This is a genomic window from Polynucleobacter sp. AP-Latsch-80-C2, from assembly GCF_018882185.1.
Lineage (GTDB): Bacteria > Pseudomonadota > Gammaproteobacteria > Burkholderiales > Burkholderiaceae > Polynucleobacter.
Map to the genome: position 1 here is coordinate 146,862 of NZ_JACVOY010000004.1, position 21,602 is coordinate 168,463.

Sequence of the window (21,602 nt, forward strand, 5' to 3'; positions counted from 1 at the left end):
TCATGCTCTTTGGAGAATGACTTCCAACACAAAACGGCTACCGACATAAGCTAGCAATAAGGCAGTGTATGCACTGAGGACCCAGCGTATTGCCGCGCGCCCACGTAAACCCACTCTCCAACGGGCAATTAAGAGGCCAGCGAATAAAAACCAAGAGAGCAGCGCAAAAATAGTTTTGTGATCAAACACCAACGGCTTACCAAAGAGCGTTTGCGAAAACAGTAAACCAGAAAATACTGTCAGACTGAGTAAAGCAAAGCCAACATACAGTAAGTTAAACAAGAGGCTTTCCATGGTCATTAATGGGGGTAAGTCCTCTAACCAATGCGCTGCGCGACTATTGGGGACAATGGCCAGCTGCCGATGCAAGGCACGGTCCTGAATACTCATCAACATTGCATGCATCGCTGCCAAACTGAGTAGGCCCACTGATATGGTTGCCACAATAAAGTGGCCCTTAAACCAAGGATCTGAAACCGCCTTTGGAGAAATCAAGGTGCCAGGAAATAGATTGGGCAAGATGGTGCAAATAAATGCAAATAGAATGGCTACCCAGCGTAAGCTGGAGATAGGCAGAAACCAAGACTGAAACCAGTAAAAAGCCAAACCCACCCAGGCAATCAGGGATAAATCTTGGGCAAATCCAAATACAAAGCCTGAAGGCGTAAAAACAGAGTCATGTAATTGAATGCCATGAATAACCAAAGTCCCAAAGATAGCCGCCTGTATCAAGGCGCTTGAAGTAGGAGACTCCACGCCAGCCTTTGCTCTGAAGCTTAAAAAGAGCAAAAGAAGCAAATAAAGTGCACAAGGCAGATATCCGTAACTTGAGTAACCTAAAATGTCCATCTAGAAAGTCTAATCCATAAATGCTAGAGAACCTCACCGATCGCCTATCGCGCGTTGTTAAAACAATGCGTGGGCAAGCCCGCCTCACCGAAAGCAACACCGCAGAGATGCTGCGGGAGATCCGCTTGGCCTTATTAGAGGCCGACGTAGCCCTACCAGTGGTGAAGTCTTTGCTAGAGCAAATTAAATTTAAAGCCTTGGGCGAAGAAGTGGTTGGCAGTCTTAGCCCTGGTCAAGCCTTGGTAGGCGTAGTTCAAAGAGAGCTCGCAGAAGTCATGCGCGGCGATACCAATCAAAGTGGTGAACTTAATTTAGCGACTCAGCCTCCTGCGGTGATCTTGATGGCTGGTCTGCAGGGTGCTGGTAAGACAACTTCAGTCGGTAAATTGGCGAAGTGGCTACAAGAGAAAAAGAAAAAGAAAGTACTCACGGTTTCTTGTGACGTTTATCGCCCTGCTGCTATTGAACAGCTAGAAACGGTTACCAAGCAAGTGGGTGCAGAATTTTTCCCAAGCAATATCAATCAAAAGCCAAATGACATTGCTCTGGCTGCTCTGGATTGGGCGCGTCGTCACTACTTCGATGTCGTACTTGTCGATACCGCAGGACGCTTAGGTATTGATGAAACCCTCATGCAAGAAATTAAAACCTTGCACGCCAGCCTCAATCCGATTGAAACCTTATTTGTGGTTGATGCGATGCTAGGTCAAGATGCTGTCAATACCGCTAAGGCCTTCCATGAGGCGCTGCCTTTAACTGGCGTCATCCTCACCAAGCTCGATGGTGACTCACGCGGTGGTGCTGCGCTTTCTGTTCGCCAAGTGACTGGCGTCCCGCTCAAGTTTATTGGTGTAGCAGAAAAGATGGATGGCCTGGAGGCCTTTGATGCAGAACGCATGGCCAATCGCATTTTGGGCATGGGCGATATTCTGGCGCTGGTCGAGCAAGCACAACAACATGTGGATGTTGCTCAAGCAGAAAAGCTAGCAACAAAAATTTCTAAAGGTGGATTTGATCTGGGAGACTTCCGCGATCAATTGCTACAAATGCAGAAGATGGGTGGCATGGCTAGCTTGATGGATAAATTACCAAGTCAAGTTGCTCAAGCCGCTTCAAAAACGAATCTTAGTCACGCTGACAAACAAACGAAACGCATGCGCGGAATTATTGACAGCATGACGCCTCGCGAACGGAGCAAACCCGAATTACTCAAAGCCAGTCGCAAGCGTCGAATTGCTGCTGGTGCTGGCGTAGAGGTGCAAGAAGTCAACCGACTCCTGGTTCAGTTTGAGCAAATGCAAACCATGATGAAGCAATTCAAAGGTGGAAAAATGGCCCGCACTATGGCGACCATGGCCGCAAAAGGCGCAGCCAAAGGTATCGGCGGGCTATTTAAAAAATAGAACTGAATTGGTTCTTAGTTAAGCAACCAATTTCTTGGCTGCTGCAACGGAAGCAATGACTTTTTCTCTGATGTCAGCAAGTGGAATATTTTGTGACTCTTCGTCAGTCCGCCCTTTAAATTCCACCACAGCGTCCGCTAAACCGCGGTCACCAATCACCACGCGATATGGGGCACCAATTAATTCCCAGTCAGCAAACATCGCACCTGGACGCTCACCGCGATCATCCAAAATCACATCGATGCCGGCAGCAATGAGTTCATCATGAAGTTGGTCAGCAGTTGCCTTAACAAGCTCTGACCTGTCGTAATTCATTGGGCAAATCACTACCTCAAATGGCGCCATCGAAATCGGCCAAATGATGCCGCGCTCATCGTGACCTTGCTCAATCGCAGCGCCCAGTAAACGCGTTACACCGATGCCGTAGCAACCCATCACCATAGGCTGTGCTTTGCCTTGCTGATCTAAATAAGTACAGCCCATCGCTTCAGAGTAACGTGTACCCAGTTGGAATACATGGCCTACTTCAATGCCACGACAGATGTCCACGGCACCCTTGCCATCCGGTGATGGATCACCAATCACCGCATTGCGAATATCCAATACCAAAGGCTCAGGTAAATCACGCCCCCAGTTCACACCAGTTAAGTGATGTCCCGCATCGTTTGCACCACACACGAAGTCAGACATATTGGTAACTGTACGATCAGCCACCACCGTGACTTCAGAGCTCACGCCGACTGGACCCAAATAACCAGCGGGTGCCTTGCATGCTTGCAAGATCTCTGCTTCAGTAGCAAAGCGAGATTCAGTCATACCCGGTACTTTGCTGGCCTTCACTTCGTTTAGTTCATGATCACCACGCACTAACAACATAAAGAGTTTTGCTGGCCCATTTTCCTGATCCGCTGCAAAGAGCAAAGACTTCACAGTATTTTCAAGCGGTATATTTAAGAACTTCGCAACATCAGCACAATTCGTCTTATCTGGTGTTGGTACTTTTGCCATAGCAGCACCTGCTGGAGCCCGTGAGGCCATTAATGCCAGAGATTCTGCCGCCTCTAGATTGGCTGCGTAATCGGAGTTTGGACAATACACAATCGCATCCTCACCAGTATCGGCAATCACATGAAACTCTTGACTACCGGAACCACCAATAGCGCCGTTGTCAGCAGTGACGGCACGGAATTGCAGACCCATGCGCTTAAAAATTTTGGTGTATGCATCGAACATCACTTGATACGATTTCTTCAAGCCTTCGGTATCACGATCGAATGAGTAAGCATCTTTCATGCTGAACTCACGACCACGCATGATGCCAAAACGGGGGCGACGCTCATCACGGAATTTTGTTTGAATTTGATAAAAATTGACCGGGAGCTGTTTATAACTCTTGATTTCATTGCGGGCCAAATCAGTAATAACTTCTTCTGAAGTTGGCTGAATCAAAAAGTCACGATCGTGACGATCTTTAATACGCAGTAATTCAGGGCCCATCTTTTCCCAGCGGCCTGTTTCTTGCCACAGCTCAGCTGGCTGAATCATCGGCATTAACAATTCGATGGCACCCGCACGATTCATTTCTTCGCGAATGATGTTCTCTACCTTGCGAATTACCTTCAAACCTAAGGGTAAATAGTTATAAATACCGGCGCTGAGTTTGCGAATTAAACCTGCGCGCACCATGAGCTTGTGCGAAACCACCTCAGCATCTGAAGGGGCTTCTTTTAGCGTGGCGAGAAATGACTGTGATGCTTTCATGTATGGATATAATCAAATCATTGATTTTAAAGGATTTGAGGCACGATCATGCTTGACCGTGAAGGGTATCGCCCCAATGTCGGCATTGTCCTCCTCAACGCCCGTAACGAGGTTTTCTGGGGAAAACGCGTTGGGCAGCATTCGTGGCAGTTCCCGCAGGGCGGGATACAACATGGCGAGGGCCCTGAGCAGGCCATGTACCGCGAATTGCATGAAGAGGTTGGCTTGCTGCCGGAACATGTCCAAATTATTGGACGAACTAGGGATTGGCTTCGTTACGACGTCCCTGAGGAATACTTGCGCCGTCAACATGCCACCCGCGTTCACAGAGCCGCTTACCGCGGACAAAAACAAATTTGGTTTTTACTGAGATTAGTAGGTCTGGATAGCGATATTCAATTGCGCGCCTCTGAACATCCTGAGTTTGATGCTTGGCGATGGGTTCCTTTCTGGATTCAGCTCGATGGCGTTATTGACTTCAAAAGAGAGGTTTATCAACTTGCCCTCTCTGAGTTAGCGCGCTACCTATCTCGCGGACTGCGCATGCAACAACTTGCCTGGGGCGCGCCTCTTGACCTCATACAGTCTTTTTATTCAAATAATGAAGATCATCCCAAAGAACCTGACCCAGAACAAAAATCAACATGATGCTATTCATCCAGCGCTCTCATCTCTATCTAAGCAGTGCAATCCTATGCTTCAGTATTGTGGGATGTGCCGGCGACTCACTTGAGAGTGGCCTAGACCCATTTGCACCGATGGTGTTTAAGGAAGGAATCACTGCATTGCCTCTGAATCCCCCCAATCCATCAACCTTGCAACCTTTTTATGTTTCACGCACCACTATTTTCAAATTTGCAGTAGATACCAACTCTATTTTGATTGGTGCTGATGGCGTGACACGCTACACAGTCGCCATTACCAATCCTAGCGGTGAAACGCAATTGCAATACGAAGGCATTCGATGTGACTCATTTCAATGGCGCCTATATGGCACTTTTGAAAATGGTAAGTGGAAAGAAAACCCTTTGTCTGCATGGCGAGCCATTAGCGATCCTGTTCCTAATCGTTATCAGGCAGCTTTAGCACAAGGGGCTTTTTGTAACCTACTCACTCAAGAAAAAGTCCTGCAGAAGGTACTGCAAAATCTTAACCCCAGGAATTTTACTGGCAGTATTGCGCCGCCACCTTATTGAGATTACTCAGCAAAGCTTATTTTGCTGTCAAGCAGGTACCCATTTTTTCGCCTGCCAATAGGCGAGTCAGAATATGCGGTTCGCGTCCTGAGGCAATCACAGTGGATGCTCCAGTTTGAGCAGCAATCTTTGCAGCCAAGACCTTAGTGAGCATCCCACCTTTGCTCAACTCACTCGCCGCGCCGCCAGCCATTTTTTCCAAAGCAGGATCGCCAGCAACCGCGTCCGATAAGAGGGTTGCATCGGGATTTTGACGTGGATCAGCAGTATATAAACCGCCTTGGTCCGTCAAAATCACAAGAAGATCAGCATGGATTAGATTCGTTACTAAAGCTGCCAGACTATCGTTGTCACCAAACTTAATCTCATCCGTAACAACCGTATCGTTTTCATTGATGATGGGGACCACTCCCAGCTTGAGCAAAGTATCTACCGTCGCCTTAGCGTTCGCATTGCGTTCTGCATGCGCCAAATCCGCATTGGTTAATAGGATTTGAGCACTACGCAAATTAAAGCGTGCAAAACAACTTTCGTAGACCTGCACCAAGCCCATTTGACCTACTGCAGCAGCAGCTTGCAGTTGATGAATTTCTTGAGGACGTTTAGTCCAACCTAAGCGTTGCATGCCTTCAGCAATCGCGCCGGAGCTCACCATCAATACCTCATGGCCATCTTTTTGCAATGCCGCCATTTGATCAGCCCACATCGCAATAGCAGCATGATCCAAGCCTTCGCCGTTATTGGTTACGAGGCTTGAACCTACCTTGACAACAATTCGTTTGGATTTTTGAACAGTCATATCAATGAAACATCTCTAATACGGATTTAATCTGGAGCTTTGTCTTCGGCTTGATCTTGGTAGCGAGGATCGGCCAATCGTTCCTCAGCATCATCGCGATCACGACGAACAGAATCTAAATAATCCTGCAAGGCGTAACAAAGCTTGTCGCAGCCAAGACCCGTTAAAGCAGAAATCTCAAATACGGGACCCTTACACTTAAACTTCTTCACAAAATCCGCCACAACCTTTTTACGATCCTCTTCAGGAATCATATCGACCTTGTTGAGCACCAACCAACGTGGTTTCTCAACTAAAGCTTCATCATATTTACGCAGCTCATTCACAATCGCAACGGCATCTGCAACCGGATCGATGTTTTCATCAAACGGGGCGATATCGACTAAATGTAATAGAACACCGGTACGCTGTAAGTGACGTAAGAAGCGATGACCTAAACCCGCTCCTTCTGCCGCGCCTTCAATCAAACCTGGAATATCGGCAATGACGAAGCTGCGCTCATTCCCAACCCGCACCACACCAAGATTGGGATGCAAAGTAGTAAAGGGATAGTCAGCAATTTTTGGACGTGCATTAGAAACTGCAGTAATCAAGGTGGATTTACCTGCGTTTGGCATTCCTAACAATCCAACATCCGCCAAGACCTTGAGCTCTAACTTCAGCTTACGACGCTCGCCTGGTTTGCCGTTGGTCTTCTGACGTGGCGCACGATTGGTACTACTCTTAAAGTGAATATTGCCCCAACCACCTACGCCACCCTGAGCCAAACATAAGCGCTCACCATGGGTTGTTAAGTCAGCGATGGGTTCGCCAGTATCGTAGTCAGCAATGATGGTTCCCACTGGCATCCGTAATTCAATGTCATCCCCTGCGCGACCATAGCAATCCGCACCACGACCAGGCTCACCATTTTTAGCGGTGTGCGTTTTTGCGTAGCGATAATCAATCAGGGTATTAATGTTGCGATCAGCAATGGCCCAGACGCTTCCGCCTTTGCCGCCGTCACCACCATCGGGACCGCCAAATTCAATAAACTTTTCGCGGCGCATGGAGGCACTCCCGGCGCCACCTTGGCCAGCTATGACTTCAATACGTGCTTCGTCTATAAATTTCATGAATAAAAAAGGCCTCGCTTAGCGAGGCCTGTTCCTAAGAGTTAAATTCGGAATAAATCTGAATCAAACGTGTCTCAGTCAGGCGTCTTATGAACGCGGGAGAACTGAAACCTGGGCCTTCTTCAAAGCACCCTTAACGCCGAATTCCACTTGACCGTCAATTAAGGCGAACAATGTGTGATCTTTACCAATACCAACGTTTGCACCTGGATGAACACGTGTGCCACGTTGACGAATGATGATGCTGCCAGCATTAATATGCTCGCCACCAAATACCTTAACGCCTAAGCGTTTCGATTCTGAGTCGCGGCCATTTCGTGTTGAGCCGCCGCCTTTTTTCTGTGCCATATCTTTCTCCTACCCTGAATTAGGCTTTAATCGTGTTGATCAAAATTTCAGTGAAATTTTGACGATGGCCTTGGTGCTTTTGATAATGCTTGCGACGGCGCATCTTAAAGATTGTCACTTTATCGTGACGTCCCTGGGAGACGACAGTGGCCATCACAGCTGCACCATTAACCAATGGATCACCTAATTTCAGTGAAGCGCCTTCGCCAACGGCGAGGACTTGGTCAAGAGTGATTTCGCTGCCGATTTCCGCTGGTATCTGTTCTATTTTCAATTTTTCGCCTGCAGCAACTTTATATTGTTTGCCACCGGTTTTTATGACCGCGTACATGGTTTGAAACCTCAATTAATATCTACATTTAAGCTAATCCACCCTGGAGAAGCTAAGCCCATTATTATATCTTGCATGACGAGCACTGTCAAAACCAATGACTTAAGCCAAATCCTGGCCCCAATTTCCTTAGATTTCAAGGCCTTAGATGAGGTTATTCGCCTTCGATTAGCCTCAAAAGTCGCCTTAATTGACCAAATCTCGACTTACATCATCCAAGCAGGCGGCAAGCGGGTCAGACCGGCCCTGCTAATGCTGGTGGCTAAAGCATTGGCCAACGGCAAGCCAACCCCCCATTCCCTGGAAATGGCAGCAGTAGTGGAATTTATCCATACGGCCACCCTTTTGCATGATGACGTGGTTGATGAATCCACCCTCAGAAGAGGTCGAGAGACGGCTAATGCCGCTTTTGGCAACGCAGCAAGTGTCTTAGTAGGTGACTTTTTATATTCCAGAGCCTTCCAGATGATGGTTGGCCCAAATGACTTACGGGTCATGCAAATTCTGTCCGATGCAACCAATACGATCGCTGAAGGCGAAGTTTTACAACTTCTGAATATGAACGATCCAGAAGTAGATGAAACCAGTTATCTGCAAGTGATTCGCTATAAGACTGCGAAATTATTTGAAGCCTCTACTGAACTTGGCGCCATTCTGGCAAACGCCAGCGATGTGCATCGCGAACAAGCCGCTGCCTTTGGTAGACACATTGGTACAGCATTTCAGTTGATGGACGATTTGTTGGACTACACCGCAAACGCGGCGCAAATGGGTAAGAATGCTGGCGACGATTTGCGCGAGGGCAAGCCGACACTGCCACTCATCTATTTGCTAGAAAACGGTACAAACGAAGAGCGTTTATTAGTCCGCGCAGCGATTGAACAAAACCAAGATTTACCTGATGACGTCTTCGCACAAATTTTGCGAGCCGTACAAAGTTCAGGCGCTTTAGATTACACCCAGGCTGCTGCCAAACGCGAAGCAGACTTAGCCTTAGATCGCATTAAAAACTTCCCAAAAAATGAAGCTACTAGCGCATTACATGCCTTGTGCGAATACTCTCTAGCTAGACAAACTTAAGTAGTTTTAACTTCCAACGCTGTTCATTCTCAGTTCACGCGCGGTAACGCGCGCCTTCTCTGCCTCTTCGCTTAAGCGCGCAATTTCTTCCTTCGATAATCTCTCTAGATTGGAATAATCCAACTTCCAATCTGCATCAATAGACCACCTCAGGGGTGATTGCACCGTGGTTCTCGGGGCTGGGGCAGATTCCAATAACTTCAGAGCAAGCTCAAAGTTAAGGTCTTGCGATGCTGGATCATTTGGACGAGCAGCAGCATTACCCAATGGAAAATCGCTAAATAAAAATCGTGGAATGCCGCAGTACTCTACGATGTCCTTCGCGGTACCCATGACAACCGTCGAAATACCAGCTGCCTCCAAATACCGCGCCAACAAACTTTGGCTCTGATGACAAATCGGACAGTTCGGAATTAAAACGGCAACATCCACATTATCTGCACGCAACATTTCTAAAATAATCGGGGCATCAATTTCTAATGTGTGACGCTGACTGCGATTCGTTGGTAAACCATAAAAGTTTGGCGATACCATCCGGAGTCTGCCCATCTCAACCACACGTCTTGCCGCAGCCAACGGAAACCAACATTCAAGCTCTTCCATATTGGCATTTTTGCGATCGACGCCCACATGAGCAATTCTCAAATCCAGTTTTTGATTGATAGCGCTTTTATAGGGCTGATAAAACTTTGCAGCCGCGTTATAGGGTGACCCCTTTCCTTGAGGCCCTTTATCAGCATCGTAAGGTACGGCGGTAGTAATGAGGCCGAGTGCAGACTGATTGAGAGGTTTCTTTAAGGGCGCAAATGGCACATCCAAGTAATGTGCCCATACGTAAGGGTTGTCATAACCCAATCCGAAGTAATAGCTTCGGGTGCGCTCGATATAGCGAACTGGCTGATCCTGTTCTGGTGCAAAAGGCAGTTCTGAAGTCTTTGCCATCAATACATCCCTGTAAGATATTGCTTATTAAATATTAAACTTCACAGGAACTGATTATGGCTCAATGGCTGAGATATCAACACCAAGGAAAAAGTGGTTTAGGGCAAGTTCAAGGCGATCAAATCGCTGTCTATACCGGCGATCTTTTTAATCAACCTAAGGCCACTGGAGAGACGCTCAAGCTAGCAGACGTCACGATTGATATACCATGTACGCCATCCAAAATGGTTGCGATGGTAGATAACTTTCATGCATTAGTAACCAAGCTGGAGCATGCTGTACCTGCAGAGCCTTTGTACTTCCTCAAAGGCAATAACTCGTTTTTAGCAGCTAACCAAGTGATTCGCACACCAAAGTCTTACTCAGGCAAAGTGGTTTATGAAGGCGAACTGGGGATTGTGATTGGCAAGCGGTGTCATGGAGTCAGCGAAGCTGAAGCTGCAAACACCATTTTTGGTTATACCTGCATCAATGATGTCACCGCGATTGAAATTCTCAATCGTGACCCGGGTTATGCCCAGTGGACACGCTCAAAAAGCTTTAATACCTTTGGTGTGTTTGGTCCTTACATCACGACTGATGTTGATCCAAGCAAACTCCACATCAAGACCATCTTGAATGAGCAAGAGCGTCAAAACTATCCTATTGCCGATATGATTTTCCCGCCTGCAAAATTGGTCAGTCTGATTTCACAAGATGTGCCATTGGAACCAGGTGACATTATTGCTTGCGGCACTTCAGTTGGTGTAGGCTCTATGAAACCCGGCAGCAATGTCAGCATCATTATTGATGGCGTAGGTCGTTTGGATAATCGCTTCGAATAAATCCATTCTGAGCAAATAACAAAAAACCCTTGCTACTCACAAAGCAAGGGTTTTTTTATAGGGCTTAGTCACTAACTCAGTGGCTCTCTTTTATTAGTAGCCAGAAACCGATGGCAACGCCAAACTACCTTTAGAAGCTTGAACGTTTTCATCCAAGTATTTAGTTAAAGCAAATACGGTATTCAAACAAGGCGTTGGCGTTTTAGTGATCTTGCCAAGCTCAATAACAGAACCAAGCAAAGCATCAATCTCTAAACTGCGACCAGCCTCTAAGTCTTGCAACATCGAGGTTTTATGCTTACCGACTTTTTCAGCACCAGCGATACGACGCTCAATATCAACCCGGAAAGTTACTCCTAATTTTTCAGCAATGGTCTGCGCTTCAGCCATCATATTGCGTGCCAACTCTTTGGTTAATGGGTACTGACAGATTCCTTCTAGCGTGCCATGCGTTAAAGAGCTAATCGGATTGAAGGTCATATTGCCCCACAACTTGAGCCAGATTTCAGAGCGAATGTCATCCAAAATCGGTGACTTAAATCCTGCAGCAGTCATCATCTCGGAGATTTTCTGAATACGATCTGTTGTCTTGCCATCTAATTCGCCCAGCGGAAAGCGATTGCCTTCTACGTGACGAATCACACCAGGAGCTTGAGTAAAGGTTGCTGGATACACTACGCAACCAATAATGTTGTTTGGGTTAATTGCTTTTTTAGCAAGACCACCAGCATCAACTGTTTCAACAGCATGATCTTGATACTCGCCACCCAACTTCTGGAAGTACCACCATGGAATACCGTTTTGCATTGGGATCAAGATTGTCTCTGGTCCCATGATGGCAGCTAAGTCATCAATAATCGGCTCCACTTGATGCGCCTTGACTGCCAGAATAATGACATCCGGTGTTTCTGCATCTTTAATTTTTTCGACCGCTTTTACCGTTGCAACTAAAGGCTCAGGCTGGTCATCCATAATTAGCGCGAGACCACGCTCTTTAATTGCTGCTAATGTTGCGCCACGCGCAACGACAGTGACATCATTGCCGGCTCGGGCCAACATGACAGCAAGATAACCGCCAATTGCGCCTCCTCCACCGATCACACAAATTTTCATAGGAACTCCATAAGAACAAAAATTTTTGAATTAATGCCATATTAGAGGAGATTATTTTGCACTGCAACAAAATATTATTGCCTAATTTTTAGGCAATATGCCCTTTAGACCGCCTTGAGCATATCTTTTGGCACCAGACTCCCTAAAAGCATGCCTGCAATGCTGGCAAATAAACCAGCCAATTGAGGAGGCAAGATATCGTGGGGAGCCAAAACTTCACAGCTGATCCATACCGTTAAACCGCAGACCACCGCCAAAAGACCCCCTAAAGAATTTGCCCTAGGCCAATAGACTCCAAAAGCCAGCGGTACAAAAGCAGCCACTAAAGTGACCTTATAGGCACTTTCTACCATCTTAAAAATCGACAATTCAGAGTTCACGGCAAAGAAGGTCACCACTACTGCAAAACACAAGACTGTAATACGCATGACTTTCAGTAAATCATGATCGGTTAAATGTTTAAAAAAGCCTCGCACAATATTTTCCGCAAAGGTAACCGATGGTGCTAATAAGGTTGCACTTGCGCAACTCTTAATCGCGGACAACAACGCACCGAAGAACATGACCTGAGCAAAGACAGGGGCATGATTCAAAATTAGCTTTGGCAAAATCATTTGTGGATCAGTATCCAAATATTGCTTCACTAAATCAGGGCTGATGAGGGTTGCAGAGTACGCCAAATACATCGGCACAAAAGCAAAGATGAAATACAGCACGCCACCCAAAAGGGCTGCCTGTACTGCGATGTTGACGTTTTTTGATGAAGTGATACGCTGGAAAACGTCTTGCTGCGGAATTGAGCCGAGCATCATGGTGCATAAGGCTGCGGTAAAGCCAAGAATGGATGCCAGATTCATTTCTGGCCAGAAATTACTAAACAGCCCCGCAGCCGAAGCATGCTCAACCACAACACTGATGCCGCCGGTCTGTGCTGTCATCTCCCCGCCAATATAGAGCATGCCAATCACAATGATGATCATCTGAATAAAGTCTGTAATTGCTACAGACCACATGCCACCAAAGAGCGTATAGATCAACACACTTCCTGCGCCTATCAACATGCCACCCGTCTGTGAAATGCTACCTTCGGAAACTACATTGAATACCAAACCGAGCGCTTTAATTTGTGCAGCTACCCAACCTAAATAGGAAACCACAATACATAAGGTAACCAGTACCTCTACTGTGCGGCCATATTTTTCACGAAAAAAGTCGCCGATGGTGAGCATGCGACGGTTATAGAGATGTCTTGCAAAAAAGAGTCCCACCAAAATCAAACAGAGTGAAGAGCCAAAAGGATCCGCAACAATGCCGCCCAAACCTTCTTTCAAAAAGGTGGCCGGAACACCTAAGACAGTCTCAGATCCAAACCAAGTGGCAAAAACCGTTGCCGTAACAATAGGCAAGGGCAAGCTATGGCCAGCTGCAGCAAAGTCTGCAGTGTTCTTCACGCGTAGGGCGGCCCATAAGCCTATGCCTACCGATACCACCCAATAGATGATGACAAACCAAATCAACATCGCCCAGTTTCTCCTTAAGGAAATTGGTCAAATTATATGGCCTTGTCACTTTTAGCAATAAGGGAATAAGTACCAATTTGATGCGGGCTGGTCTGACATAATTCAAGGGTGAATTCCCTTGAAGAGAACCCTCATGCCGATTTGGCATATCAGAAAACCATTCTGGGATCAGTCTCCCGCACCTTTGCATTGACCATTCCCTTGCTGCCCCAAGCTATCGAGAAAGTGGTTGGCAACACCTATTTGCTGTGCCGCATCGTCGATACGATTGAAGATGCCGCAGACTTAAGTCCAGGCACTAAACAAGCACTCTCTAAACTTTTTTTAGATGCGGTCCTTGAAAAATCTTCTGTTGATTCTTTTGTAACCCCTTGTCTAGAGGCCCTCAAGAATTACAGCAATCAAGATGAGTTGGATTTAATTATTCATACACCAACGGTTCTCCGTATTTTGCATACCTGCTCTCTTAGCGATCAGGCCGCTGTAAGTCGCTGCGTTTCGATTATGTCCAATGGCATGTCGCACTTTCATGGCAAACAAAATGCATTAGGCCTTAAAGATCTTCAAGAGTTCGAAGAATACTGTTATGTAGTTGCAGGCGTTGTTGGCGAACTCCTCACCACTATTTTTAGCAACCACTCTCCTGAATTTGCCAAACATATCGGTGGACATGAGGACCTTTCCATCGCCTTTGGTCAAGCACTACAAATGACCAATATATTGAAGGACTCCCCTGAAGATAGGGCTCGTGGTGTGTCTTGGAAGCCAACCAACGTCAGCCAATCGGAGTTACTGTGCATTGCCTATCAAAAACTGGAAGACTCCTTGCGCTATATCCAATTAATACCCAAGCAAGATATTGGGATGCGACAGTTTTGCTTTTTGGCATTTGGCTTAGCTGCCATGACCCTCTCTAAGATTGCCAATCGTAAGCAATTTGCTCATAAAGATGAAGTCAAACTCTCTCGCAGCACCGTCATGGGCTTTTACAGCCTTACGAAGCTCGCTGCCTCTAGTGATATTTTGATGAAAGTATTTTTTTATCTATCGACTGGTTCACTGAGAAAACTCAATAGAACTTAAATTACTCCCTCGTGCTTTAAAAGCCAGATTTTGATCTGCCGATAAAACCCTGGTGCATCCTCTTTCATGAAGCCACCAAGACCTTGCACAGAAACTACGCGGTGACAAGGTGTAATGAGAGGATAGGGATTGGCACCGCAAGCAGTTCCCACTGCACGCGCCCCACTCTTGATTTGTTTTGCGACCTGCCCATAAGTGCTTGTTTGGCCAGCGGGAATATTCAATACGCTATTCCAAACTTTGTTTTGATGATCCGTACCCTGTGGCTTCAAAGGTAGATCAAAGAGGTAATCTGAATTCTTGAAGTAAGCCTGGCATTGTTTAGCTACTTCACGAGCCAATTGATTCCGGGGTTTGATTAACACTGCTTTAACAGGCAAATAGTCGATTCTGGAAACCATCAAACTACCCTCCACCATTTCTGTTTCGATCCCCAAACGCCCAAAGGGCGCCTCAATGACGCAATACTGCAGGTCGGGAGAAGTTTTCTGGGGAGAGGAAGCCATAAGGAAGATTCTCACACACATTCAGAGATGAGATGACGTAGCTTTACGCCCAAGCTATAGCTTGTGAAATAACACTTTGCTATATTGAATCCATCTTACTTATTGCAGGCAAATCACATGGACACCTTTTTTGACGATTGGCCCTTCATAGGCCAACTAGCGCTAGTCCTATTTCTACTCGCACTATCTGGCTTTTTTTCCATGGCAGAGACCAGCATGTTGTCTTCCAATCGTCATCGGCTACGTGCCATGGCCAATGGCGGCAATGCTGGTGCTGCTTTAGCTGAAAGACTTCTCAAGCGCATTGATTCATTACTTTCCGTATTACTGATCTCCAATAATTTGATCAATACCATCCTACCGATTTTAGTTACCGGTATTGCGCTTCATATTTTTGGAGAAAGTGGTCTCGTTCTATCTATCGCTACACTCGTTGTTGCCTTGCTAATTATTGTTTTTAGCGAAATCACACCGAAAGTCATTGGCGCAGCCTTTCCAGAAAAAATTGCTTCCAGCGTTGGCTGGTTCATCCTGCCCCTCACCTTTATTTTCAAGCCCCTGCTATGGCTTATCAATAGCTTTGTCTCTGGCCTGATGCGAGTCTCCGGTCTACAGTCTTCTGCAGATAGCCGGGCGATGAGCAAAGAGGAGTTACGTAGCCTCGTGCTGGAATCCAATCGCTTCGTCTCAACTCACCATCGCAATATTTTGCTCAACCTTTTCAATCTAGAAAAAATTACAGTGGATGATGTCATGACGCCTCGATCCAAGATTGAGGTTCTAGATCTTTCTAGACCGATCGATGAAGTAATACAGCAGCTAGAGACCTGTTATCACAACAAATTACCTGTATGCGATGGTGACTCAGAGCGCATCATTGGTATTTTGTCGGTGAAGAAGGCGCTTTCTCTGCTTGGTGATACCGATCTAAAACATGAGGACTTTAAGTCTTTGGTGAATGAACCCTATTTCATCCCCAGCGGCACACCCGTACTGCAGCAGATGCAATTTTTCCAAGACAACCAACAACGCTTGAGCTTGGTTGTAAATGAGTATGGCGAAGTATTAGGTCTCGTTACCTTCGAGGATATTGTTGAAGAGTTAATTGGTGAGTTCACAACATCCTTCTCGAACCTATCTACCGACCCTCATTGGCTTGCTGATGGCACTTACTTAGCCAGCGGCAGCGCCTCACTTCGCGACCTCAATCGCCTTCTCAATCTTAATTTACCGCTAGATGGTCCGCGCACTTTAAATGGATTACTGCTGGACAAGCTTGAGGCGATTCCTGATCATGATGTCAGCGTGCGCCTTGCAGGAGTCGTGATGGAGATCGTGCAATTTGATGAGCAGGGTATTAAAACCGTCAAACTATATCGACCCGCTACTAATAGCGATCAAGATTGAGAGTAAATCATGATGACTCACTCATTATTCGGATCTGGCATGAAATCGCTGTTAATGCGATTAACTCCAGGGCGAGTGATATTCATATTGAGGCCGGCCCGCACAACACCTTAGTGCGCATCCGAGTAGATGGCTTATTACAAAAGCACTCCCAATATTCTGCTGAACTCCACGAACGACTCATTACTCGCATCAAAATTCTGGCGCGGCTTGATATAGCTGAAAAGCGCCTTCCACAAGATGGGCGCCTTTGTATAGGTCATGATTTTTCTAGACCGGATATAGATTGCCGAGTATCCATACTGCCAACCCTCTATGGAGAAAAAGCAGTCATTCGTATTCTGCCAAACCGAATTGATGAACTCGCGCTAGACCAATTAGGCCTATTACCTGAGCAACTGGATATTTTTAAAGGCGCTCTGTCCCAAGTCAATGGATTAATTTTGGTGACCGGCCCAACCGGGAGCGGTAAAACGCGTACCTTGTATAGCTGCTTGCAGGCGCTTAATCACATGCACCGCAATATTTGCTCTATTGAAGATCCGATTGAAATTCGTTTACCAGGTATCAATCAAGTCGCTTACCATCCACGAGCAGGCCTCGACTTTTCAATCATCATTCGAGCCCTGCTCAGACAGGATCCAGACGTCATCATGATTGGTGAGATTCGGGATAAGGCCAGCGCTGAACTTGCTATTCAAGCAGCGCAAACAGGGCATCTCGTTTTAAGCACACTGCATACCCGCAATGCTCGTGCTGCCGTATCCAGATTGCAAAATCTTGGTGTTGATCAAGGCGCACTTGAATCTTGCATTCGCAGTATTAGTTCTCAACGTTTAGTACGCAAAACTTGCCTACACTGCCATGGACAAGACAATTCACAACAAAGTATTTGTGAGTCCTGCAAGGGGTCTGGATACTTTGGGCGTCTGGGCGTTCATGAGGTACTCAATACATCCCATATATTAAATCCTGACTTAAGTTACCCCTCTATGCATGCCGCAGGAATACGCCATGTTGAAAGAGGCTGGATTACACAGGATGCTCTAGCCGCGGAAGTGGGTACCTGGGCATGAGTCACAGACTATCCAAACAAGATCAACTTGGCTTTGCTCGGCAACTCCTTACCTTACTGCAGGCTGGCCTAGCACTTCTAAATGCCATCGAGCTGATCTACCAAACCGCGCCCAAATCATGGCATGCATGGTTACAAAACATTCATGCTCAATTAAAAAATGGGTACAGCCTGTCACAATGTCTCCGTTTGAATGCCGATCTTTTCTCGATGGAATTGATTAATCTCATCAGTGTGAGTGAACGCACGGGAGATATTGAACTTGCACTTACCGCCATCTGCGAACAACTCGAAGCGCAAATTGAATTACGCCGTAAAGTACAGCAAGCGCTGGCTTATCCCCTCATCACTCTAACGACCTCTCTGGCACTGGTAATTGTCATGATGGTTTGGGTGGTACCCGTCTTTAAGGATGTATTTGCCAACTTTCAGGCAGAGCTTCCGGGGCCCACGCGAATGTTGATCCAAGCCTCCTCCCTGATAGAGCATTACTTTCTTGAGCTTGGGTTTGGCTTGGTTCTAAGCATTGTCACCTTTTACCTTAGTTGGGCGAAGTCTATGCGCCTACAAAGGCAATGTGATCGGCTCAGTTTTCGTCTTCCTATCCTCGGCCCGCTATTAAGGCTGGCTACCTTAACGCATTGGTGTCGAACACTCGGCCACCTCATTTCTTCAGGACTCTCCTTGCCAGACGCCCTGCGGGTTACAGCCCAATCATCCAATCATTGGCTTAGCCATGATTTCAGCGCCGAGGTATTTAAGCAGCTCACTCGAGGCTGGCCATTAGGAGAATCATTAACCAGGGCAGATCCAAAACAGATCCTATTTGATCTTGAAACACTGCAATTACTCAGGATTGCATCCGAGAGCGGTTCGCTAGATAGCATGCTTTGCAAGCGTGCCAATATTTTGGGTTCCGAACTAAGCAATCGATTAAATACCCTTAGCCAAACACTTGAACCCCTTTTAATTGTGATTGTTGGGATAATCATCGGTAGCCTAGTCATCATCCTGTATCTCCCGATTTTTAATCTTGGACAGATTGTGTAATGCGTTTACTTAATAATCTTGACCTCATCCGTTATTTGCTCATACTGGCTTTACTGTATTTGAGCTACATTGATTTACGCAGCTTTAGGCTTCCAGACTTTGTCACCCTGCCACTCATCATTGCTGGCATTCTTTTTAATCAGCTATCACCTATAAGCTTTGTTGATCCTGTTAGCGCTGTTACTGGGGCAGCTATTGGGTATGGGTCTCTCTGGCTCTTAAATCGTCTTTACCGTCTAACTAAAAAGCAAGATGGAATTGGCATGGGGGATGCAAAATTACTGGCGGCTCTTGGCGCTTGGTTGGGATGGGCGGCTTTACCAAGCATCCTACTGATTGCCTCAGTCTCCGGCCTTATTGGTGGGCTGATCTACTTGAAATGGCGCAAAAAAAATACTCGTCACGCCTTTCCTTTTGGGCCATTTCTTGCCTTTGCTGGCATTATTGAGTTGTTATGGCCACAGCATCTCCTACCATTCCTTCTGAGCAATCTCCCTTAAGTACCTTAAGGGAACTTCTGCCTTTAGTTGGCTTAACCGGGGGAATTGGTTCAGGCAAAACAGCAGTCAGCGACTTACTTGGTCAAATGGGTGCCGGCATCATCGATACCGATTTGATAGCGCATCAGATTACCGCTCCTGGTGGAATTGCTATTCCGCTGATTCAGGCGAAATTTGGACCTGAGTTTATTGAGCCTAATGGCGCTCTAGATAGAGCCAAAATGCGAACCCTTGTCTTCGGTTCTCCGGATGCCAGAGAGTCCTTAGAGGAAATTACCCACCCTTTAATTCGCCAAGAGACCCTAAAGCAGGCCAAGGAATTGGCCGATACTGGTGTTCCATACCTTGTCTTTGTAGTTCCCCTCTTAATTGAGTCTGGAAGCTGGGCAGGCCAAGTTGATTACCTGGTAGTGGTTGATTGCCCAGAGGAAACCCAAATCCAGAGGGTGATGCAGCGCAGCAAGCTATCTAGAACTGAGGTCGAAGGGATATTAAACGCCCAGGCAAGCCGTCAACAGAGACTTCGGCTGGCAAATGCCGTCATTGAAAACCAAGGCAGCTTGGCTGAGCTCAAATTGGCTGTTGAGCAATTGCACCAAAAAATCCTAGGGATTAAGAAAGCTTAAGCCAGTTCGTCATAGAATATGGGCTTGTGATTGTTTACGAATACCCCTTCAACGAATTAGTTCGAAGCATGCTTCGGCTGGAGTATTTGTACGCCCGTTTCAATCACTTTAATCGCTCTGACGATCCTGAACTTCACCACAATGCAATCTCGATTTTGTTTGATCTCGGCGACATCGGATCACGCGGTGACATCAAGTCATTACTCTTAAAAGAATTTGAGCGTCAGAAATACAACTTGAATGGTCTTAAGTCATCGCAAAAAGTAGATCAAGAAGCTCTTACCCAAACCCTTAGTGAAATTGATTCTGTTGCAAGTAGCATTAACAGTTCGATGGGTAGGCCAAATTTAGCCATCTCAGAAAGCGAGTGGCTCAATGCCATCCGCACTAGATTAAATATTCCCGGCGGCACCAGCCCGATAGATTTACCGAGCTATCATGCCTGGAAAAATAGCCCCTCGAGTGAACGTCGCGCACTACTCGATCAATTTGTTACACCACTCTTGCCATGGCAAGAAGCTTGTCAATTATTTTTACGCTTACTTCGTCAATCGGGTGAAGCCAAAGATGTTGTTGCACACAATGGCTCTTTTCAGCAAGCACCCTCAGGAAAAGTCTATCAATTAATGCGTCTGGCTGTTGAAGATGACACGCTCTTCTCAGAAATTAGCGCCAATAAATATCTACTCTCGGTTCGTTTCTTAAAAGCAGATCGGGATAAAAAAGCACAGCACGTCAACGTAGATGTGCCATTCAAGCTGACGCTCTGTCAGTTTTAAGCGAGTAGCTCTCTCAGCCTTTCCAGCATTGGCCAAGCGGCCGGCAAAAGGGGTTCAACTGAAGGTGTTTTTGCTGTCAGCAACTCCCACGATAAAGCCTGACCTTCACAGCCTACAGGGGTACCTGACCACTGGCGAATCACACTCACATGCAAACGCACATAAGCATGAGGATAATCATGTTCTAGAACCGTCAGCTCCTCACTAGACTCAATCTCAATACCCAACTCTTCTTGCAGCTCACGCTTGAGAGCCTCAAAAACAGACTCCCCTTTTTCAATTTTTCCACCAGGCACTTCCCAGTAACCAGCATAGGGCTTGCCCTCTGGTCTTTGTCCTAATAAATAGCGACCTTGTGTATCCAATAAGATACCAGCCGCAACTTCTGTGACGGGACGCTGATCTTGAGCCATAAAATAAACCGCTTTTAAGCGTGCGATCCAGCCCAATGTTTAGCAAATTGCCACGCGACACGACCAGAACGTGAGCCACGTTCAAGCGCCCAGACTAAAGCTTCGGAACGTGCTGCTTCAATCTGTGACGCACTTAAGCCAAAGTGCGTTAGCCAATGTGCCACGATAGCTAAATATTCATCTTGCTTGGGGGGATAAAAGGACAGCCATAATCCGAATCGCTCTGATAAAGAAATTTTTTCTTCAACCACCTCACCCGGATGAATTTCGCCATCATCACTATAAGAATAACCTTCGTTATCCTTCATATATTCGGGTAGAAGATGGCGTCGATTTGAAGTAGCGTAAATCAAAATATTGTCGACTTGCGCAGAAACTGAGCCATCTAAGGCTGATTTCATGGCCTTGTAGCCTGATTCACCTTCATCAAAAGACAGGTCATCACAAAAAACAATAAAGCGCTCAGGCCGCTCGGCCAAGATATCAGCAATATCCGCTAGGTCTGCTAAATGATCTTTCTCAACCTCGACCAAGCGCAAGCCCTGACTTGCAAATTCATGCAAGCTCGCTTTAATTAAGGAAGATTTACCAGTACCCCTAGCGCCAGTGAGCAAAATATTATTAGCGGGCTTTTTTTGAATGAAGTTTTTGGTGTTGTCCCGAATGGCATCACGCTGACGATCAATATTCTTCAGATCGTCAAAGGTAATATCTGCAACATGCTTAACCGGCTGCATAAATCCAATGCTACCAAAAATACTATCGCGTCTACGCCATCTAAATGCAGTAGAAGATTTCCACTCATTCTCCGTTAAAGGCTTAGGCAGGAAAGTTTCGAGATGATTTAAAAGTTGCTCTAATTTTTCATTCATGATTTTTTGG

23 protein-coding genes and 1 pseudogene are annotated in these 21,602 nt (G+C 46.4%); 12 read left to right on the plus strand and 12 right to left on the minus strand.

All coding sequences use genetic code 11. From position 1 onward, the window contains the following. Positions 1–849, minus strand: coding sequence for an inner membrane protein YpjD (locus ICN47_RS06220; RefSeq protein ID WP_216219027.1), 849 nt, complete (start codon positions 847–849; stop codon positions 1–3). 20 nt (positions 850–869) lie between these two features. Here ICN47_RS06220 and ffh point away from each other — a divergent pair, with 20 nt between their 5' ends. Then, positions 870–2,252: a signal recognition particle protein gene (gene ffh / locus ICN47_RS06225; RefSeq protein WP_216219028.1), complete on the plus strand. Its 1,383-nt coding sequence runs from the start codon at positions 870–872 to the stop codon at positions 2,250–2,252. Between the two features lie 18 nt (positions 2,253–2,270). Here ffh and ICN47_RS06230 read toward each other — a convergent pair whose 3' ends face one another. Further along, on the minus strand, positions 2,271–4,013 hold the full coding sequence (locus ICN47_RS06230) for a proline--tRNA ligase (RefSeq protein WP_216219029.1): 1,743 nt from the start codon (positions 4,011–4,013) through the stop codon (positions 2,271–2,273). 48 nt (positions 4,014–4,061) lie between these two features. Here ICN47_RS06230 and ICN47_RS06235 point away from each other — a divergent pair, with 48 nt between their 5' ends. Together ICN47_RS06235 and ICN47_RS06240 are read left to right on the plus strand one after the other, a co-directional pair. Next, entirely contained in the window at positions 4,062–4,661 is a 600-nt protein-coding gene (locus ICN47_RS06235) for an RNA pyrophosphohydrolase (protein WP_216219030.1), read from the plus strand. Continuing rightward, positions 4,658–5,209 (plus strand): CNP1-like family protein, encoded by a 552-nt coding sequence (locus ICN47_RS06240; RefSeq protein ID WP_216219031.1) that lies wholly within the window; start codon positions 4,658–4,660, stop codon positions 5,207–5,209. Before ICN47_RS06235 ends, ICN47_RS06240 begins: the two co-directional genes overlap by 4 nt. 22 nt (positions 5,210–5,231) lie before the next feature. Here the strand turns inward: ICN47_RS06240 and proB are convergent. From proB to rplU, 4 genes and pseudogenes are all read right to left on the minus strand, one after another. Continuing rightward, positions 5,232–6,008: pseudogene (proB, locus tag ICN47_RS06245) on the minus strand (glutamate 5-kinase); the annotation flags it as partial. 26 nt (positions 6,009–6,034) lie between these two features. Next, the gene (gene cgtA / locus ICN47_RS06250; protein ID WP_216219033.1) at positions 6,035–7,123 is read right to left on the minus strand and encodes an Obg family GTPase CgtA; all 1,089 of its coding nucleotides are present in this window, start codon (positions 7,121–7,123) and stop codon (positions 6,035–6,037) included. Positions 7,124–7,210: 87 nt separating this feature from the next. Beyond that, positions 7,211–7,471 carry a 50S ribosomal protein L27 gene (gene rpmA, locus ICN47_RS06255; protein ID WP_011902041.1) on the minus strand — a complete coding sequence of 87 codons (261 nt, stop codon included), beginning with the start codon at positions 7,469–7,471 and terminating at the stop codon, positions 7,211–7,213. Between the two features lie 19 nt (positions 7,472–7,490). Next, complete coding sequence (gene rplU / locus ICN47_RS06260) at positions 7,491–7,802, minus strand: 50S ribosomal protein L21 (RefSeq protein WP_011902040.1); 312 nt, start codon at positions 7,800–7,802, stop codon at positions 7,491–7,493. A gap of 75 nt (positions 7,803–7,877) precedes the next feature. Between rplU and ICN47_RS06265 the strand changes: the two genes are divergently transcribed. Then, complete coding sequence (locus ICN47_RS06265; protein ID WP_216219034.1) at positions 7,878–8,882, plus strand: polyprenyl synthetase family protein; 1,005 nt, start codon at positions 7,878–7,880, stop codon at positions 8,880–8,882. A gap of 6 nt (positions 8,883–8,888) precedes the next feature. Here ICN47_RS06265 and ICN47_RS06270 read toward each other — a convergent pair whose 3' ends face one another. Then, on the minus strand, positions 8,889–9,824 hold the full coding sequence (locus ICN47_RS06270) for a reductase (RefSeq protein WP_216219035.1): 936 nt from the start codon (positions 9,822–9,824) through the stop codon (positions 8,889–8,891). A gap of 56 nt (positions 9,825–9,880) precedes the next feature. On the opposite strand from ICN47_RS06270, the gene ICN47_RS06275 reads away from it, so the two are divergent. After that, positions 9,881–10,648: a fumarylacetoacetate hydrolase family protein gene (locus ICN47_RS06275; protein WP_216219036.1), complete on the plus strand. Its 768-nt coding sequence runs from the start codon at positions 9,881–9,883 to the stop codon at positions 10,646–10,648. A 93-nt stretch (positions 10,649–10,741) separates the two neighbouring features. Here the strand turns inward: ICN47_RS06275 and ICN47_RS06280 are convergent, their stop codons facing one another. Further along, complete coding sequence (locus tag ICN47_RS06280) at positions 10,742–11,761, minus strand: 2-dehydropantoate 2-reductase (protein ID WP_216219037.1); 1,020 nt, start codon at positions 11,759–11,761, stop codon at positions 10,742–10,744. 104 nt (positions 11,762–11,865) lie between these two features. Continuing rightward, entirely contained in the window at positions 11,866–13,281 is a 1,416-nt protein-coding gene (locus ICN47_RS06285) for a sodium:solute symporter family protein (protein ID WP_216219038.1), read from the minus strand. A gap of 108 nt (positions 13,282–13,389) precedes the next feature. Here ICN47_RS06285 and ICN47_RS06290 point away from each other — a divergent pair, with 108 nt between their 5' ends. Beyond that, a complete protein-coding gene (locus ICN47_RS06290; RefSeq protein ID WP_216219039.1) occupies positions 13,390–14,364 on the plus strand; it encodes a squalene/phytoene synthase family protein in 975 nt (324 codons plus the stop codon). Here the strand turns inward: ICN47_RS06290 and ICN47_RS06295 are convergent. After that, positions 14,361–14,870, minus strand: coding sequence for a methylated-DNA--[protein]-cysteine S-methyltransferase (locus ICN47_RS06295; protein ID WP_216219040.1), 510 nt, complete (start codon positions 14,868–14,870; stop codon positions 14,361–14,363). The genes ICN47_RS06290 and ICN47_RS06295 overlap by 4 nt on opposite strands. Positions 14,871–14,987: 117 nt before the next feature. Between ICN47_RS06295 and ICN47_RS06300 the strand changes: the two genes are divergently transcribed. From ICN47_RS06300 to zapD, 6 genes are read left to right on the plus strand one after another with little or no spacing between them, the layout of a single operon-like run. Continuing rightward, positions 14,988–16,277: an HlyC/CorC family transporter gene (locus tag ICN47_RS06300; protein ID WP_216219041.1), complete on the plus strand. Its 1,290-nt coding sequence runs from the start codon at positions 14,988–14,990 to the stop codon at positions 16,275–16,277. Beyond that, positions 16,274–17,353: a GspE/PulE family protein gene (locus ICN47_RS06305; RefSeq protein ID WP_216219042.1), complete on the plus strand. Its 1,080-nt coding sequence runs from the start codon at positions 16,274–16,276 to the stop codon at positions 17,351–17,353. Before ICN47_RS06300 ends, ICN47_RS06305 begins: the two co-directional genes overlap by 4 nt. After that, positions 17,350–18,402 carry a type II secretion system F family protein gene (locus tag ICN47_RS06310; RefSeq protein WP_216219043.1) on the plus strand — a complete coding sequence of 351 codons (1,053 nt, stop codon included), beginning with the start codon at positions 17,350–17,352 and terminating at the stop codon, positions 18,400–18,402. The genes ICN47_RS06305 and ICN47_RS06310 overlap by 4 nt, the downstream gene beginning before the upstream one ends. Next, positions 18,402–18,902: an A24 family peptidase gene (locus ICN47_RS06315; protein ID WP_216219044.1), complete on the plus strand. Its 501-nt coding sequence runs from the start codon at positions 18,402–18,404 to the stop codon at positions 18,900–18,902. Before ICN47_RS06310 ends, ICN47_RS06315 begins: the two co-directional genes overlap by 1 nt. Beyond that, entirely contained in the window at positions 18,857–19,528 is a 672-nt protein-coding gene (gene coaE / locus ICN47_RS06320) for a dephospho-CoA kinase (protein ID WP_370626278.1), read from the plus strand. Before ICN47_RS06315 ends, coaE begins: the two co-directional genes overlap by 46 nt. Positions 19,529–19,554: 26 nt before the next feature. Beyond that, positions 19,555–20,307: a cell division protein ZapD gene (zapD, locus tag ICN47_RS06325; protein WP_216219045.1), complete on the plus strand. Its 753-nt coding sequence runs from the start codon at positions 19,555–19,557 to the stop codon at positions 20,305–20,307. Here the strand turns inward: zapD and ICN47_RS06330 are convergent. Continuing rightward, complete coding sequence (locus tag ICN47_RS06330; RefSeq protein WP_216219046.1) at positions 20,304–20,720, minus strand: NUDIX domain-containing protein; 417 nt, start codon at positions 20,718–20,720, stop codon at positions 20,304–20,306. The genes zapD and ICN47_RS06330 overlap by 4 nt on opposite strands. 14 nt (positions 20,721–20,734) lie before the next feature. Further along, positions 20,735–21,592 carry an ATP-binding protein gene (locus ICN47_RS06335; protein ID WP_216219047.1) on the minus strand — a complete coding sequence of 286 codons (858 nt, stop codon included), beginning with the start codon at positions 21,590–21,592 and terminating at the stop codon, positions 20,735–20,737. Positions 21,593–21,602: the final 10 nt, after the last annotated feature.